Source organism: Tolumonas lignilytica, from assembly GCF_000527035.1.
GTDB classification, from domain to species: domain Bacteria; phylum Pseudomonadota; class Gammaproteobacteria; order Enterobacterales; family Aeromonadaceae; genus Tolumonas; species Tolumonas lignilytica.
Genome location: NZ_AZUK01000001.1, coordinates 2759585 through 2775357 on the forward strand (window position 1 = coordinate 2759585; position 15773 = coordinate 2775357).

The window sequence follows — 15773 nt, forward strand, 5'->3', positions numbered from 1 at the left end:
AAGGTATGTTTGATTTGAAAGGCTATGGTGCCACTATTCTCGATGGTGCTTGGCTCACTTTAGAAGTTGCATTGCTCTCGGTGCTGGTGGCTGTATTTTTAGGCATGATAGGGGCTTTAGCGAAGCTTTCTAAAAACCGTCTGGCTAAAGGTGTGGCGACGTTTTATACCACATTGGTGAGGGGGATCCCCGATCTGATCCTGATGATGTTGATCTTCTTTGGTGGCCAGATCTTTCTCAACTTCTTATGTACTCAGATCAATCAGAGTATCAATGATTGGTTTACAAAGAGTAATCCCAATCATGAGTGGATTTCATACGTCCCTGATTACATCGACGTCAGCCCATTTATTGCTGGCATTCTGGCGATAGGGTTTATTTTTGGCGCTTATATGGCCGAAACATTTCGCGGTGCCATTTTGGCTGTTGAGCGCGGGCAACTTGAGGCCGCATATGCCTATGGCATGTCACCGTGGCAGGTTTTCCATCGGGTATTATTTCCTCAAATGGTGCGTCATGCCTTACCGGGTTTTGGTAATAACTGGCTGGTGTTGTTAAAAACAACAGCATTGGTTTCTGTGATCGGCCTTGATGATATGGTGCGTAAAGCAGGATTGGCAGCCGGCAGCACACAATTACCTTTTACTTTTTATATGGCAGTTGCATTGATTTTCTTAGCTTTTACTGCTGTTTCTACCGCCTTTTTGCGTTGGGCGGAAATTCGTTATTCGATTAAAACGAGGTAAGTCGGATGTTTGATTTCTCCATTATTGTTAAGGAATGGCCGATTTATCTTGAGGGATTAATGACAACCAGTTGGTTGGTGCTGGTGTCATTGATTGCTGGTTTATGTATTGCTGTCCCGGTGGGTATTTTTCGGAGTAGCCAGAATCGTTGGCTGAATTATCCATCATGGGCCTATATCTATTTCTTCCGTGGTACGCCTCTACTAGTGCAGTTGTTTATTATCTATTACGGTGCAGGGCAGTGGCCCTGGTTGCAGCACTCGTGGGCCTGGAAATGGTTTCAGGAGGCGTGGTTTTGTTCACTATTGGCTTTCGCATTAAATACCGGCGCCTATACTGCTGAAATTGTCAGAGGCGCTATCCAGATGATTCCGAAAGGCGAGTTGGAGGCGGCGGCTTCTTTTGGTATGTCTCGCTGGCAGATGTTACGCCATATTATTTTACCAAGTGCACTGCGCCGAGCATTGCCCGCATACAGCAATGAAGTGATACTGATGCTGCATGGTTCTTCAGTGGCTGGTGTGATCACTGTGGTTGATTTAACTGGCGCAGCTCGCATCATTAATGCGCGCTATTATATGCCGTTTGAAGCCTTTATTACGGCCGGCTTACTCTATCTGATGCTGAGTTTGACGCTGGTTTGGGGATTCCGACGCTTGGAACGCCGTTGGTATGCACATTTGCGTCCTAGAATCGGTTAAGCCTGTATTCCTGGGGATCCATAGCGTGATACCATATGGTTGCTAATGCGTATCTGGTTAAGGGTCCCATCTTGTTTGCTCGGTTGCTCATCAATTTTTTCGTTTTATTGTTTAGTCTGACCGTATGGGCCGATGAGCAAGTAAAATTCCAACCCGCACCTCAATGGGTGCAAGAAATTCCAACTCCGGCCTCATCGACGCAATCTGCAGTTAATGGGTTGCGTTATCTGCTTATTGACCGTCAGCTTAATTTGGAAGCGCAACAAGTATCGCGTTATTCCCATTACGTGATGGAAATTACCAGTACCGAAGGCTTAGAACATGCTTCGCAATTGTCTTTCGACTTTGATCCTGGTTTTGAAACACTGCAAATACATAAAATCCAGGTGATACGCAAAGGTGAATCATTAGACCGTCTGGAACCGCAAGAATTGCGTATTTTCCAGCGTGAACCGGATCTTGAACACTATCTTTATTCTGGAACAAAAACCGCTTATCTCATTTTGCCGGATATCCGAGTCGGGGATATTCTGGAATACAGCTATAGTGTTGTGGGTAATAACCCGGTAATGGGGAACAAGTTTAGTCGACAGTTGCAATTAGATTGGGATATGCCTGTCGCCTTAAATTCTATCCGTGTGTTAGTGCATTCGGGGCGCACACTTTATTATTCGGTACCAGAAAGCCCTAATGGCAAGCTCACAACCATTGATACATCTACGCATAGAGAATTACTCTGGCAAGAGTCTTCAGTTGCTGCAGTATCGTCAGACGATGATGTCCCCGCTTGGTTTACCCCTTACCGTTACTGGTCATTGAGTGAATTTTCCTCTTGGTCTGATGTTGTTCAGTGGGCCTTACCTTTATATGAAAAAACCGCTGTGGTGGAGCCCGTCATACAGCAACTGGCCGATCAATTCATGAAAACGGCTCAGAAACCGGAAGATCGTGTCATTGCTGCCTTGCAGTTCGTACAGCATCAAGTTCGTTATCTGGGTATTGAGGATGGGATTGGTTCACATGTTCCACGTAAGGCGTCGGAAACCTTGTATCGCCGTTACGGTGACTGTAAAGACAAAACCGTGTTACTGATGGCGTTATTGAAAGCCATGGGATTTAATCCACAAGCAGCTCTGGTCAATTTAGAACAAGGCACCATTCTCCCCAAGCAGCTGCCTTCGCCCTATGCATTTGACCATGTGATCGTGTCGCTCAAGATTGGCGATCAATTATATTGGTTAGATGGAACAGATCTTAATCAGGGGACTAACATTGCCACGATAGGTATTCCCTATTTGCATTACGCACTCCCTGTTGCGGAGAACAGTAACGATCTGGTTTCGATGAATGATAAATTTCGTATTGCCGAAACGGTATTGAAGCGCGAACTTTGGTTGGATGAACCACACAGCCGACTTTTGGTAGAAGCGCATTATTCAGGACGGGAAGCCGAATCCCAACGCTCTTCCTGGAAGGATATTCCTCCTCAGCAAATTACTCATCAATTGCTGGGGTATTATTCCAAGCTATATTCAGATCTCGAAGGCTCTTCACAGCCGGATATGCAAGACAACCTGCAGAGTAATGAGTTTTTTATCCGTCAGCAGTTTATGTTATCTGCAGGCATTGATGAGCTCACGAGAAATGGATTGCCTTTGTATGCTGATTTAATCGATACCTATCTGAAGACGATCGACAGTGCGAGAAGACAACCATTGGCATTAGGTCCCCCGGTCAAAATCCGTCAGGAGTTTATTTTCCATTTACCGAATGATGTAAATATCGCTGATTATAGTCAGGAGTATGACAATGCGGTGTTCAAATTCAGTATCTGGGTTCGGCAGGTCAGCCCAAGATTATTGCGAGTCACTTATCGCTATCAAAATCGTCTTGACCATGTCCCGATCCGCGAGTTGGCGCGCTATCGGGAAATGGTTACGCAAGCACGGGATGAGTTAGCTTTAAACTTTACTCTCCCGCCCCCACATCGTTCCGCTTCGGACTCGGGTGCGGAAAAAGTTAAATGAACTCTGCCCATATAGGGGCGTGGTCAGAAGGTTTTTCCATCCCCCGAATATTATAATCAATGCCGGTTTGGTGTAGGCGCTGCTGTAATACTGGGGTGGCCAATAGTAAGTCGATACGCAGCCCTCGGTTGTCATCAAAGCCACGGCTGCGATAGTCAAACCATGAGAAGTGCTGATCGGAATCTGGATTTTGACTGCGCCAGGTATCAACCAACCCCCATGAAAGTAACGCATTCAACCATATCCGTTCTTCTGGTAAGAACGAACACTTCCCGGTTTGCAGCCAGCGCTTACGGTTTGATTCACCGATACCAATATCCAAATCTGTCGAAGAGATGTTCATGTCACCCATGATCACAATGTCTTCATCGGGTGTATGGTTTTGTTGCAGGTAATTCAACAAATCCTGATAAAACTTCTGTTTGGCAGGAAATTTGACCGGGTGATCACGTGACTCGCCCTGAGGAAAATAGCCGTTAAATACGGTAAGCAGCCTTCCATTGTCTTGGCGAAACTGACCTATGATCAGTCTGCGCTGTGCATCTTCGTCATCGCTAGGGAAGCCTTTGAGTACTGTCTCTGGCTCTTGGCGAGATAATAGTGCAACACCGTAATGTGCTTTTTGTCCGTGATAATGAACCTGATAGCCCAGTTCTTCAATCAGACTCACTGGGAAGACCTCATCATGCACCTTCGTTTCCTGCAAGCCGATGATGTCAGGATTATGCTGTTCAATAATGGCCTGTAACTGATGCGGTCTGGCTCTTAGCCCATTAATATTAAAAGAGATTATTTTCATTTTTGACCCAATTCAGCGTTTTTGTGGTTTTAAAAGAGTTTCTGATTCTTTTTTCAGTTGCTCATAACGAGCTTTCTGTGCCGGGTTTAGAGAAACCCCATCCATTAAATTCAAGGTGTCTGTCAGTTCATTTAATAAATCTTTGCGAGTTCGTTGCTGCTGGCAGAGCGCGAGTAAAACCTGTGTCTTATTCAAGGTTGCACTGGTATTGGCTGGAGCTTTACGCTGGGCATCTCGGAAATGCCGAAGAGCTAGCTCAAGATCCCCTTGAGTAAATGCCTTAATGCCCTGTTCATTACTGAGCTGATATTGGTTTCGACGCTCGGTAATGACGGCATCTGTACGGATTGATTGTATACACTGCGTCAAGAGCGGGTCTTTAGCTTGTTCCGGAGGAAGAAATTTTTGCAACTGATCTGCAAATTCAAATTCCCCGAGCTGCATCATGGCTAGAATGGTTTCACTCAATATCTCTGAGGACATCTGTTGTGGTGTATCTAACATGTCCTGAGTGGTTTTGTATAACTGCTGTTTCCCTTTCGGCAGATTGCCCCGGGCCATCTGTACTCGAGCCTGGCAAATCTGTTCAAAAGTTTGGAAATCGAACTCATGGTTGATCAAGCTGTCTCTGCAGCGGGATAATGCCATATTGACCTGTTTCTGCAGATTACCAATATGAAAGGTATCTTGGCTGTTAATGGCATGCAGAATCATACAATGAACATAACTACCTAGAATTTGTGGATTTTCATCGACAGCATATCGGTGCAGATCCAGCAAAGTGCCTAATGATTGTTTGGCTCGAAAGTAGTCATGTGCGTGCAAACAGTGTTCTGCTATTTGCTGATGCAACCGGGCGGATTGTGGCGAGATAGTGACGGCGCGCTCGAGAGTAGCGATGGCTTCTTCATCGGCACCTGTGGCCATTTGGGAATAGGCTAGCCAGCGGTAGGCATCGACCATTAGTGGTCGTAGATGCAAGGCTGAATGCAAATGTAAAATAGCCGCATCATGATCGCCAAGTTGCTGAGTGGCTCGGCCTAAAAAAAGACGCAACCAGGCTGACTCTCTGACAGCTAATCCTTCCTCCAGTATTTTCTTTGCTTCTTGGGCCCGATCTTGTTCGAGTAATATTTCAGCCATAATGCAGCGACAATAACTGGCATAACGGCTGTTCTGGTCGATTATTTTTTTACATTCCACCAATACTTGTTGTTTGTTATCAGACTGGAATGCAACGAACATGGGCAGTAATTGCTGCTTTCGAATTAAAGCTCGTAGTAATCGTAGTCTTAACTGTTCCTGAGAAAACGGTTTCATCATGTAATCGTCAGGCTCGGATTCCAGAGCACTGAGCACCATCGAACGCGAATTGTCACCACTGATGATAAAAATAATAGAATCGACAGGTAACAAGCGTTGTTGTTTCAGATAGTCCATTAACTGACGACCATTTTCACCATGGCCCAGGTTGTAATCGATCAGGTAGATATCGAATTGTTCTTTCTGAAAGCGTTTTCTGCTTTCCTCTGCTGAACTGAGAAGAGTAATTTTGCTGAAACCAAGATTTTGTAACATTGCCTTGATCAGAACCTGAAACGAGCGCTGATCATCAACAACAACGACACGCTTTTCCAGCATGTTCAGTTGCATATTATTGCTTTCAGATTCCGTTGATTGCATTCAAATGCTTCCAAAATATTACTTATGGAATAATAAAACAGTTTTTTATTTAACGCTTGGAATAGTAGAGAAATTCAGAGGATATTGTGAGATGGTGGAGGGGGAAGGATTCGAACCTTCGAAGGCAGAGCCGTCAGATTTACAGTCTGATCCCTTTGGCCGCTCGGGAACCCCTCCACGAGCTGTTTTGCTATTTGACACGGCACAAGATGGTGGAGGGGGAAGGATTCGAACCTTCGAAGGCAGAGCCGTCAGATTTACAGTCTGATCCCTTTGGCCGCTCGGGAACCCCTCCTCGAGTGCGGAGCGAATACTACCAGAATCTTCCGGTTTGTGAACCCCGAAAGTGCTAAAGATCTGATAAAAATAGCCGATATAAGTTCAAATGCTCATTTTTCAGACTTTTTATGCTTACAAACACCATACGTGAGCACTTTTTGGTCGATGAATTACAACTCGGCCAACAGCTTAATGAGGCTGTGCATCATCAACAGCGTGGTTATTTTTCACTGCTGTTATCGATGTTGTCTGCTGATGTGCTCGATTTACCGCCATTTGCACAGAAGCAAGCGGAAAATATTCCAACGGTGGATTGGCGTAAGCATTGGGATTTACCTCCGGCTGCAATTTTAGATGGCAGTTCGACGTCATCGGATGAAAGTTTTTTTCGTAGCATGTTATTACATGAAGGGGGTATTGCTGCGGTACATCTATTTAATGCCGCTCAGCCAGACCCATTGAGCTGGCGTCAGTATTCAATACCGTCAGACGTCTGGAATGAGCTCTCGCCGCTTAAGCAGGAAAAATTCCGGCAGCAGCATCAATTGGATTACCAACCGTATGATGAAACACCGGATGCAATGATGCAGGTTCTGGAAGGGTTTGATTACAACAAAGATTTAGCTGTGCACTATTTTTTTCGTTAACGAAAGCTGGATAAAAAAGGCCACTGCATTTGCTGTGGCCTTTTCCATTTTTAGAGTGTTGCGGTGTAACGTTGTTCCAGATAATGCTTGAACCATTGGGTATTCAATGGTTCACCAGTTGCCTGCCGGAGCAGTTCATCTGTGCTATATAAACTAGCTTTTTCCCAAACGTTTGTTTTTAACCAATTAAATATCTGCGGCAAGCCGTCATCGGCCATAATTAAATCGCCGATATTACCGACATCACGTTCGATGATGCCGGCAAACTGGGCGGCATAAAGAGCGCCTAATGTATAACTTGGGAAATATCCAAAGGAGCCGTCAGTCCAGTGGATATCCTGCATACAGCCGATAGCATCATTGCCTTTGGTTGTGAGACCCAGATACTGTTGCATTTTACTGTTCCAGACATCAGGTAGATCATGTACCTGTATTTTGCCATCGATCAGGGATTGTTCGATTTCAAAACGCAGGATGATATGCGCTGGATAGGTTAACTCATCAGCATCAACACGGATAAATCCTGGTGCAACTCGGCTATAAAGCTGGATGAGATTTTCTGCTTCTAATGCGGGTTGGTCACCAAAATGTTGTTTGATCAGGGGTTCAATCCGGCGTAAAAACGCAGGATGACGCGCCAGTTGCATTTCAAAGAACAAACTCTGACTTTCATGGATACCCATTGAGCGTGCTTCGCCGGCTGGTTGACCTCGCCAGGCTAAAGGTAATCCCTGTTCATAACGGGCATGTCCGGTTTCGTGGATGACACCCATTAAGCTCGGCATAAAATCATGCTCATTATAACGAGTCGTGATCCGGACATCCTCAGGAACGCCGCCACAGAAAGGGTGGGCGCTGATGTCCAGACGACCATGATTAAAATCAAAGCCAAGCAATTTCATCGCATGCAGACCTAGTGATTTCTGTCTGGCGATTGAAAATGGGCCTTCTGGTTTAATCGGATTAGATAACGATTGGCGTTCACCCGCTTGGCGGATGATTTGTGGTAACCAGGTTTTCAGTTCATTAAAAATACGCAGTAGTTGATTACTGGTCATGCCTGGTTCATAAAGGTCTATCAAACTATCGTATGGTGATAGATCTAACGATTCGGCTCTGATTTGTGCGGCTTCTCGTGTTAGATCGACCACAATTTTCAAATTAGGTTCAAAGCCTTTCCAGTCATTATTTTTGCGTTGTTCCCGCCACGCATGTTCGCAACGAGAACCGGCTAACGTCCGGGCCTGCACCAGATCATCAGGTAATAAAGCAGCATTTTGCCAACGTCGACGCATTTCATGCAGGTTGGCTGTTTGTGCATCCGACAATTCTTCGTTTTCGGCTTCATTGAGCCAGTCGGCAACTTCTATTGCTGTTAGCTTCTGATGCTGTAACAAGGCTAATTCTGCTAAGGCTTCACCGCGAGCCTGATTTCCGCCGTCTGGCATCATGGTGGCTTGATCCCAGCCACAAATAGCCTGCAAATGTTGTAAATGATGCAGTTGCTGGAAACGTTGCGTTAATAACTGATAAGACATGCTGGATTCCTGTTCTCTTTCTGCAGCAAATAATACGTGTCGTTATGGCGTCATAATAACGCCCGGATCTTTAGCAGACCAGTAATTAACTCTATGATTAATTATTGATAGTCATCTGCTCTGGATGTTTGTGATTTTATATCCATTATTTTCTAATAGTTTTAATAAGCCATGCTCACCGTAAAGATGCATGGCACCGACCACCATGAAGTTACGGTTGAATGACAGAGATGTCATTTGCGGCAACCAATGTTGATTTCTTTCTTGTATCAAGTGTTGTTCTAAATATTGTTTGAGCTGTGGACTGTCTGATTCGTCATCCAGTAAAGACTGAATTTTTACTCGGTCACCACTTTCCCAGGCTTTAATCAGCATGGGTAATTCTTCGTGTACTTTATCTATTTGCTGGAGTGTAGCATTAAGAAAATCGCCCTCCATATCGCCCAATCCAGCCAAATAGGCAATCTGCTGTTCTGGTGTTTCCAGATACGTGATCGTGAGTTGCCGATTGTGGGCTTGGTCAATGAAATATTGATCAATACCAAATGATGCTTGATACCCAGCTTGTTGAATGGCTTGTTGTTGTAATGTCATCGCTACAAACCAGGGGCGAAAATGGGCCAATGAGGGCTCATCTAGTTGATAGTGTGAAGCGACATCAACGGTTTTTTGGTATAGGGCTTTATTCAGTCGTTGGACTAACGTGGTATGGGGTGGTAACAGGGCATAATGAGTCAGTATTTTGCTGCTGTCTGCAGAAGGGCTAAGATCTGTTTCTACAATCAAGTTTTCAGCATGTTGCCAGCTTTGTAAGATAATCGGTGCAAGAGGATACATGTCATCTTGCCCCACATGAATTGAGCCGAGTAACCATATTTTTTGCGGGCCTCGTTCCGCGAGCCAGAAATCGGGATAGGAAGTCGCAAAGGTTGTGGTCGGTGATAATCCCAGAGTTAACAGGCTGATCAGGCCCATCTCTTTTATTCCATTGATCAGCGCATTACCATAGCGGTGTAATTGTTTTTTCATGGAGATATTTAATGCCTCATATTCGATGCCGCGGCATGCAACGTGAAACAGTTGCGGCGATGAGTGAAACGCTAGTTGAACAACTCGCCAATTTGACATCAACACCGACTGCTCATTTTACTGTTGAGTATATTCCTGCTGAGTTTATTGCAACACGCTTTGGTGGTCAGGCTTATCCCTTTATTGAATTATTCTGGTTTGACCGAGGACAAGAGGTGCAGAATGCGGCTGCACAATTGATTACCACAATTGTGAAGCAAGTCAGCGGTCATGATGTCGATGTAGCGGTGGTTGTTCAGCCATTAGCGCGCTCTGGTTATTATGATAATGGGCAACATTATTAACATTATATTGTTAATTAAATAGCCGTCTTTTGACGGCTATTTTGTCAGGCAGAACGACAAAGAATGCTATCGAGCCAACGAGTAGGTAATACTCGTCTTAAAATGGCAAATAAATGTGTCGGCCAAGTTACACTGTACCGGACTTTGGCTCGCTTATTTCGCAATGCATGCAGTACTGGCGCCACACAGGCTTCAGGTTCTAGGGTAAATGGGTTTTTAGGCTCTGGATTTTGTAATCTTTGCAGTGTTAGCTGATAAATTTCTTTATGTCGACTACTGGTATAGTTGATGTTTTGCAAGAATTTATTCAGTGCGTTGTGACGGAACTGGCTACGAATAGGGCCAGGTTCGATCAGACTGATTTGTACTGCCGTCTCTCTCAATTCAAGCCGTAGCGTGTCGGTATAACCTTCCAATGCAAATTTACTCGCGTTATATGCCCCGCGATATTTCATGGCGACCAAACCAAGGACTGAGCTTATCTGAATAATTCGTCCGCGATTATTACTCAGCATAACGGGCAAAATTTGGCGGATAAGGTGGTGCCACCCAAAGAGATTGGTATTGAATTGCTCTTTCAAGGCTTGGGTGGGAAGGTCTTCGATAGCTCCAGTCTGGCCATAAGCCCCGTTATTTATAAGCCCATAAAGTTGGCCTGAGGATTGAGCTATGGCCCAGGCAGCAGCTTGTTCGATGCTCGGTTCATTATTCAGATCTAACGGATATGCCTTGATACCTGCAGCTTGTAGTTGATCCACATCGGCAGGATTTCGAGCCGTAGCGAGTACGTGAAATCCTTCCTGTTGTAATCGGCGGGCTAAATGTAAGCCGATCCCAGTTGAGCATCCGGTGATGAGAATAAATTCAGACATGCAGTGTCCTTTGGGCAATAGAGGGTTCCAGCTTAATAGGAGTCGAAATGTAGAAAATAAAACCGGGAGCAAAAGCTCCCGGTTTTATCTAATCATGTCGTTGATGCTGTTATACACCACTATCATCAAGTCTGACAGTTAATGTTTGGCCGGGTTTAAGGTGATTGTGACCTAAACCATTCCAACGTACCAGATCGTTAACTTTAATTTGGAATTTCTCAGCAATGGAAGTCAGCGAATCACCCCGACGAACTTCATATCGTTTTGATTTGTTCGCTTTGGCGATTGCCAATTTAGCTTTCTTAGCAGCGACCGGAGCATTAACAACTAATACCTGACCTGATTTTAATTTCTTCTTAGTCAGACGATTCCATTTCATCAGATCTTTTTCTGATACACCGTAGGCACTGGCGATAGTCCATAATGTATCCCCACGTTTAACCTTGTGATGTACCGCGATACTGGACGCTGTCTGACTGCGGCTGCCATCGCCTGTTGCTGAAACATTACTATCGTCACCCACTGCAATCAGATCGCTATCACTGCGCATCCGTTTTTGTGGTGCCATTTCTGCTAACGCTAATTCCAGTTCATCCGCTACACCAACAGGCACTAAAAGATGATTAGGCCCTTTGGGAGATGTGGTATTACGACTTAATCCTGGATTTAAACGCTTCAGCTCTGGCAGTGACATATTGGCTTGTTCTGCAGCAGTCCGTAGATCAATCTGACCGTGAGTATCAATTAAACGTACATATGGATGATTAGGCACCTTAGGCAGATCGATACCATATTTCTTCGCATTCTTGATTACGTCAGCCAAAGCCATCAGACGAGGAACATATTCCATGGTTTGACGCGGCAGATTCAACGAGAAGAAATCCGTAGATTTCCCCTTTGCTTTGTTAATATCAATAGCGCTCTGGATGCGGCCTTCTCCGGCATTGTAGGCTGCAACGGAATTCAACCAATCGCCACCGAAATAAGCATTCAGTTGTGCCATGTAGTCCAGTGCGGCTTGTGTCGACGAAACAACGTCGCGACGTCCATCATACCAGTAATCCTGTTTCAGGCCGTAACGCTGACCCGATACACTGAGGAATTGCCATAAGCCAACAGCGTTGCCATGGGAGCGGGCATTAGGGTTATATGCACTTTCAACAATGGGCAATAACACCAGCTCCATTGGCATCTGACGTTTATCTATTTCCTCTGAAATCAGGTGGAGAAATGGGGTGGCACGTTCGGTAACAGTGCGCAGATATTTGGGGTGTTTGATGTACCAGTCACGAAATGCAATGACATCCGGATCGTTTGGCGTGGGCAGCTGCATCTCGGCAGCAATGCGATCCCACATATACGGGTATGAGCTTTCCGATCGATCCAGAGCCGAAGTCGCATGCGAGCGATAATCCGACATTACGTTAACGGTGGAACCCAAATTATTTTTATCTGAGTCGGTTTGTAACGCCTGGCAACCGGTCAGCAACAGCGCGCCCAAAAGGGCCAAATGTAGCTTCATGTTCATCCAGTCATCCTCAAAATTTTGACAGATGGTAAGTGTGATTAGGGTTCAGATCAAGCCTTGCATATTTTATGCACATTTAAAGCTCAAAGATTATTCTTTTTTTCCCGCAAAATAGCAAAGATCTGGATCTCATTTTCGAGATAGAGATCGCTTAAATTTTGAACGAAGTTAATCACGGCAGGCATTTGTGTGCGTAGAAACACATTGCTTTGTTTTTCGATTGCGATTGTGGAAGGCAGAGTGGAACATCCTTGTTGCCGTAATTTGCTAACTTCTTTTATTCGGTTAATTGTAAATATATTATCTGGCTCTACGCGTAAACAGTAGCTTAAATTGTTGTAAGTATATTCATGTGCCGCATAAACCAGAGTCTCTTCGGGTAGGCTAGCCAGCCGCTGCAGCGAGTTAAACATCTGTTCCGCGGTACCAGTAAACAGACGGCCACACCCACCAGAAAAGAGCGTATCGCCACAAAAGAGGGCACCATGACCATGAAATACGATATGTTCCGCTGTGTGACCTGGGGTATGCCAAACCGTAAAACGGAGATCGAGATCAGGAAAGGTGATCAGATCCTGATCGCGCATGACCTGAAAATGAGATACGCCGGGTATTAAAATCTGCGGTCCATACACTTCGCAGTGCGGATACCGGGTTATTAATTCGGCAACACCCTCCGTATGGTCGTGATGATGATGGGTAATAAAAATGGCTTTGAGATTAAGGTTCTGTTGTTGGAGCCGCTCCACAACAGGGCTAGCTTCCCCTGGATCAACGACAATGGCCTGATTCCCCTTTGTTATCAACCAAATATAATTATCCTGACGACTTGGTATGGTTTGTACCTGCAGCATTTGATGTACTCCAATTTTATTTATTGAGGTTGTGTATAGAATGAATAGAGGGGAAAGGCAATATTTACCCGTGTCGAGGTATCAATGTGAAACCAGCGAAAACTAATCGGGAGATTATTGCGCCAGAAAACTGGAGCGATTTGCCAATGGGTGACTGGTTGGCAATGGAGATTCAGCATAAACTCGACGAGTGGTGTCCGTTTATGTTTGGCTATCATTTTTTGAAGTTAGGTACATTGAGTAGCCAGTTATCCTGTACGGCTTCTACGATTCGTCATCAATGTGCGATTGCATCACAAGGTGCATCACTGGGGATCAATGCCGATATTGCCGAACTACCGATTCGTTCCGGCAGCATCGATGCCTGTCTATTGGCTCATACACTGGATTTCAGCAAGGACCCACATCAGATATTGCGTGAGGTTGAACGCGTTCTGACACCTGATGGCTGGATTATTATCAGCGGTTTTAACCCATATAGCCTGGTTGGTCTGGGTAGACTATTGCCACACCTGCGTCGACGGCTGCCTTGGTCAGCCCGCATGTTTTCACCGGAACGTGTTCTCGACTGGTTACATTTGCTCGGATTTGAAGTGGTTCATCTGGATGGTTTTGCCTATTCGGCATTCAGTCGTCGGAGCAGGATTCATTGTTTGCGTGAAAATACAGCAAGGCGATGTGGACATCGTTTTGCTTCGACTTATATCTTGGCGGCAAGAAAACGCACTATTCCGCTGACGCGGATCCAAGAGGCCGCCTGGTTGAGACGGCCCGTGATGGTAGGGGGCATGGCCAGATTAAAAAATCCGACCTGTACCAATCATAAAGAAAGTGCTTAAGCCGGATAGCCCGAATCAATCAGTCGATGTTCTGCCATCGCGGCATTGCGGGCCAATTCATCGCAACGTTCATTTTCTGGATGCCCGGAGTGACCTTTAACCCATAGCCATTCGACATCATGACGTTGCATTTCTGCATCAAGCAGTAGCCAGAGATCCACATTTTTTACGGGTTCACGGTTAGCAGTTTTCCACCCTTTCTTTTTCCAACCGTGGATCCACTGGGTAATACCCTGACGCACATACTGACTATCTGTTGTTAATTTTACCTGGCAAGGTTCGCTGAGGGATTGCAAACCGACGATGGCTGCCATCAATTCCATGCGGTTGTTGGTTGTCAGTTCATAGCCCTGTGACAGCTCTTTACGATGCTGTTTATAAATGAGGACGGCGGCATAACCACCGGGCCCGGGATTACCTAAACAAGAGCCGTCGGTGTAGAGAGTTATCTGTTTTAACATGTAGGTCGTGTTATTCTGAACATCTGAGAGAAGTGTGACATAAAAGTACTATGAACCCAATGCAAACCAACCGTCAGATTGTTTTAGATACAGAAACCACGGGGATGAATCAAAGCGGTGGTCCTCATTATATTGGTCATCGGATCATTGAAATCGGCTGTGTGGAAGTTATCAACCGGCGATTAACCGGTAATCATTTTCATGTTTATATCAAACCGGATCGTCTGGTTGATGAAGAAGCCTTTCGTGTTCATGGGATCAGTGACGCTTTTCTCGCCGATAAACCGTCTTTTAGTTCAATCGCACAAGAATTCCGGGATTTTATTCAGGGTGCAGAGCTTGTGATCCATAACGCCTCGTTCGACGTCGGCTTTATGGATTATGAGTTTGAAAAACTGGGCTGGAGCGAGCGCACCAAAGATATGTGCCGGGTGACTGACACTCTGGCATTAGCGCGGAGTCAATTCCCGGGTAAACGAAATAGTCTGGATGCTCTATGTACCCGTTTCGGCATCGATAATTCTCATCGAACTTTACACGGGGCGTTACTGGACGCTGAAATTCTGGCCGATGTCTATTTATTGATGACAGGAGGGCAGACCAGACTGGAGTTACATGCCGGCGTTAATGATAATGGCTCTGGCTCCGCTGTCTCTGGGCATCAGCCTAAAATGTTGCAACGTAACGGCGAACTCAGGGTTATCTGCGCTTCCGCTGAAGAGCTGGCTGCCCATGAAAAAAGATTGGATCTGGTTGTTAAAAAAGGCGGTAGTTGCCTTTGGCGGACGGAACACGAATAATTTTTTCCACTAAGAAAAGGGAAAATGAAGAATATGTATCAGGAAATCATTAAGCAGGAATTAGTGACCGCACAGCAAGCTCTGGCTGATTTTATTGCTGACGCGGCAAATATTGATGCAATCGAACGCGCAGCAAAACTGATCGCCGCATCATTGCGAGATGGTGGCAAAGTGATGTCATGCGGTAATGGCGGTTCCCACTGCGATGCCATGCATTTTGCAGAAGAGCTGACAGGTCGTTACCGGGAAGATCGCCCGGGCTATGCGGGGATTGCTATTTCTGATCCGAGCCATTTGTCCTGTGTTTCTAACGATTACGGTTATCAATATGTATTTTCCCGTTATCTGGAAGCGGTTGGCCGTTCAGGAGATGTAATGCTGGGGATTTCCACCAGTGGCAACTCGAAGAACATCATTACCGCCATTGAATCAGCAAAAGCAAAGGGAATTAAAGTTGTTACTTTGACTGGTAAGGACGGCGGCAAAATGGCCGGTTTGGCGGATGTTGAGATCCGTGTTCCCTATTTCGGCTATGCAGATCGGATTCAGGAAATTCACATCAAAGTGATTCATATTTTAATCATGTTGATTGAAAAAGAATTGGCAGACTGATTTTTGAGGTGAAA

16 protein-coding genes and 2 tRNA genes are annotated in these 15773 nt (G+C 45.3%); 8 read left to right on the forward strand and 10 right to left on the reverse strand.

The window, feature by feature from the left end; genetic code table 11:
* The first annotated feature begins 5 nt into the window (after positions 1 to 5).
* The 3 genes from H027_RS0112820 to H027_RS0112830 are packed head-to-tail and all read left to right on the forward strand — an operon-like array spanning position 6 to position 3474.
* A complete protein-coding gene (locus tag H027_RS0112820) occupies positions 6 to 746 on the forward strand; it encodes an ABC transporter permease (protein ID WP_024872858.1) in 741 nt (246 codons plus the stop codon).
* A gap of 5 nt (positions 747 to 751) precedes the next feature.
* Positions 752 to 1447 carry an ABC transporter permease gene (locus tag H027_RS0112825; protein WP_024872859.1) on the forward strand — a complete coding sequence of 232 codons (696 nt, stop codon included), beginning with the start codon at positions 752 to 754 and terminating at the stop codon, positions 1445 to 1447.
* Positions 1448 to 1482: 35 nt separating this feature from the next.
* A complete protein-coding gene (locus H027_RS0112830) occupies positions 1483 to 3474 on the forward strand; it encodes a DUF3857 domain-containing transglutaminase family protein (protein ID WP_024872860.1) in 1992 nt (663 codons plus the stop codon).
* On the opposite strand, the gene xthA is transcribed toward H027_RS0112830, so the two are convergent.
* The 4 genes from xthA to H027_RS0112850 form a co-directional block, all read right to left on the reverse strand.
* Positions 3467 to 4273, reverse strand: coding sequence for an exodeoxyribonuclease III (gene xthA, locus H027_RS0112835; RefSeq protein ID WP_024872861.1), 807 nt, complete (start codon positions 4271 to 4273; stop codon positions 3467 to 3469). The two genes, H027_RS0112830 and xthA, sit on opposite strands and share 8 nt — an antisense overlap.
* A 12-nt stretch (positions 4274 to 4285) precedes the next feature.
* On the reverse strand, positions 4286 to 5956 hold the full coding sequence (locus H027_RS0112840; protein WP_024872862.1) for a response regulator: 1671 nt from the start codon (positions 5954 to 5956) through the stop codon (positions 4286 to 4288).
* 92 nt (positions 5957 to 6048) lie between these two features.
* Positions 6049 to 6133, reverse strand: a tRNA-Tyr gene (locus tag H027_RS0112845).
* 33 nt (positions 6134 to 6166) lie between these two features.
* Positions 6167 to 6251: transfer RNA gene (locus H027_RS0112850), tRNA-Tyr, on the reverse strand.
* A gap of 112 nt (positions 6252 to 6363) precedes the next feature.
* Between H027_RS0112850 and H027_RS18435 the strand changes: the two genes are divergently transcribed.
* Positions 6364 to 6882, forward strand: a complete 519-nt coding sequence (locus H027_RS18435) for a VC2046/SO_2500 family protein (protein WP_081741508.1) — start codon at positions 6364 to 6366, stop codon at positions 6880 to 6882.
* 50 nt (positions 6883 to 6932) lie between these two features.
* On the opposite strand, the gene H027_RS0112860 is transcribed toward H027_RS18435, so the two are convergent.
* Both H027_RS0112860 and H027_RS0112865 read right to left on the reverse strand, forming a co-directional pair.
* Complete coding sequence (locus tag H027_RS0112860; protein ID WP_024872864.1) at positions 6933 to 8420, reverse strand: carboxypeptidase M32; 1488 nt, start codon at positions 8418 to 8420, stop codon at positions 6933 to 6935.
* Positions 8421 to 8531: 111 nt separating this feature from the next.
* Complete coding sequence (locus H027_RS0112865) at positions 8532 to 9449, reverse strand: TraB/GumN family protein (RefSeq protein WP_024872865.1); 918 nt, start codon at positions 9447 to 9449, stop codon at positions 8532 to 8534.
* Positions 9450 to 9460: 11 nt separating this feature from the next.
* On the opposite strand from H027_RS0112865, the gene H027_RS0112870 reads away from it, so the two are divergent.
* Positions 9461 to 9793 carry a DUF1904 family protein gene (locus H027_RS0112870; protein WP_024872866.1) on the forward strand — a complete coding sequence of 111 codons (333 nt, stop codon included), beginning with the start codon at positions 9461 to 9463 and terminating at the stop codon, positions 9791 to 9793.
* A gap of 44 nt (positions 9794 to 9837) precedes the next feature.
* Here the strand turns inward: H027_RS0112870 and H027_RS0112875 are convergent, their stop codons facing one another.
* From H027_RS0112875 to gloB, 3 genes are all read right to left on the reverse strand, one after another.
* Positions 9838 to 10665: an SDR family oxidoreductase gene (locus tag H027_RS0112875; protein ID WP_024872867.1), complete on the reverse strand. Its 828-nt coding sequence runs from the start codon at positions 10663 to 10665 to the stop codon at positions 9838 to 9840.
* Positions 10666 to 10774: 109 nt separating this feature from the next.
* The gene (locus H027_RS0112880) at positions 10775 to 12193 is read right to left on the reverse strand and encodes a LysM peptidoglycan-binding domain-containing protein (protein WP_051448991.1); all 1419 of its coding nucleotides are present in this window, start codon (positions 12191 to 12193) and stop codon (positions 10775 to 10777) included.
* Between the two features lie 83 nt (positions 12194 to 12276).
* Positions 12277 to 13047 carry a hydroxyacylglutathione hydrolase gene (gene gloB / locus H027_RS0112885; RefSeq protein ID WP_024872869.1) on the reverse strand — a complete coding sequence of 257 codons (771 nt, stop codon included), beginning with the start codon at positions 13045 to 13047 and terminating at the stop codon, positions 12277 to 12279.
* Positions 13048 to 13133: 86 nt separating this feature from the next.
* Here gloB and H027_RS0112890 point away from each other — a divergent pair, with 86 nt between their 5' ends.
* On the forward strand, positions 13134 to 13886 hold the full coding sequence (locus H027_RS0112890; RefSeq protein WP_024872870.1) for a class I SAM-dependent methyltransferase: 753 nt from the start codon (positions 13134 to 13136) through the stop codon (positions 13884 to 13886).
* Here H027_RS0112890 and rnhA read toward each other — a convergent pair.
* Complete coding sequence (rnhA, locus tag H027_RS0112895; protein ID WP_024872871.1) at positions 13883 to 14347, reverse strand: ribonuclease HI; 465 nt, start codon at positions 14345 to 14347, stop codon at positions 13883 to 13885. The genes H027_RS0112890 and rnhA overlap by 4 nt on opposite strands.
* Before the next feature lie 50 nt (positions 14348 to 14397).
* Between rnhA and dnaQ the strand changes: the two genes are divergently transcribed.
* Entirely contained in the window at positions 14398 to 15147 is a 750-nt protein-coding gene (dnaQ, locus tag H027_RS0112900) for a DNA polymerase III subunit epsilon (RefSeq protein ID WP_024872872.1), read from the forward strand.
* Positions 15148 to 15180: 33 nt separating this feature from the next.
* Entirely contained in the window at positions 15181 to 15759 is a 579-nt protein-coding gene (lpcA, locus tag H027_RS0112905; protein ID WP_024872873.1) for a D-sedoheptulose 7-phosphate isomerase, read from the forward strand.
* The last annotated feature ends 14 nt before the right edge of the window (positions 15760 to 15773 follow it).

Bases quoted from the DNA above. Each gene is read 5' to 3' on its own strand.
- H027_RS0112840 (WP_024872862.1), bottom strand. From the start codon at position 5,956: ATGCAATCAACGGAATCTGAAAGCAATAATATGCAACTGAACATGCTG.
- gloB (WP_024872869.1), bottom strand. From the start codon at position 13,047: ATGCTGCAGGTACAAACCATACCAAGTCGTCAGGATAATTATATTTGG.
- H027_RS0112875 (WP_024872867.1), bottom strand. From the start codon at position 10,665: ATGTCTGAATTTATTCTCATCACCGGATGCTCAACTGGGATCGGCTTA.
- rnhA (WP_024872871.1), bottom strand. From the start codon at position 14,347: ATGTTAAAACAGATAACTCTCTACACCGACGGCTCTTGTTTAGGTAAT.
- H027_RS0112870 (WP_024872866.1), top strand. From the start codon at position 9,461: ATGCCTCATATTCGATGCCGCGGCATGCAACGTGAAACAGTTGCGGCG.
- H027_RS0112825 (WP_024872859.1), top strand. From the start codon at position 752: ATGTTTGATTTCTCCATTATTGTTAAGGAATGGCCGATTTATCTTGAG.
- H027_RS0112865 (WP_024872865.1), bottom strand. From the start codon at position 9,449: ATGAAAAAACAATTACACCGCTATGGTAATGCGCTGATCAATGGAATA.
- H027_RS0112830 (WP_024872860.1), top strand. From the start codon at position 1,483: ATGGTTGCTAATGCGTATCTGGTTAAGGGTCCCATCTTGTTTGCTCGG.
- H027_RS0112860 (WP_024872864.1), bottom strand. From the start codon at position 8,420: ATGTCTTATCAGTTATTAACGCAACGTTTCCAGCAACTGCATCATTTA.
- H027_RS18435 (WP_081741508.1), top strand. From the start codon at position 6,364: ATGCTTACAAACACCATACGTGAGCACTTTTTGGTCGATGAATTACAA.
- dnaQ (WP_024872872.1), top strand. From the start codon at position 14,398: ATGAACCCAATGCAAACCAACCGTCAGATTGTTTTAGATACAGAAACC.
- xthA (WP_024872861.1), bottom strand. From the start codon at position 4,273: ATGAAAATAATCTCTTTTAATATTAATGGGCTAAGAGCCAGACCGCAT.
- H027_RS0112880 (WP_051448991.1), bottom strand. From the start codon at position 12,193: ATGAACATGAAGCTACATTTGGCCCTTTTGGGCGCGCTGTTGCTGACC.
- lpcA (WP_024872873.1), top strand. From the start codon at position 15,181: ATGTATCAGGAAATCATTAAGCAGGAATTAGTGACCGCACAGCAAGCT.
- H027_RS0112820 (WP_024872858.1), top strand. From the start codon at position 6: ATGTTTGATTTGAAAGGCTATGGTGCCACTATTCTCGATGGTGCTTGG.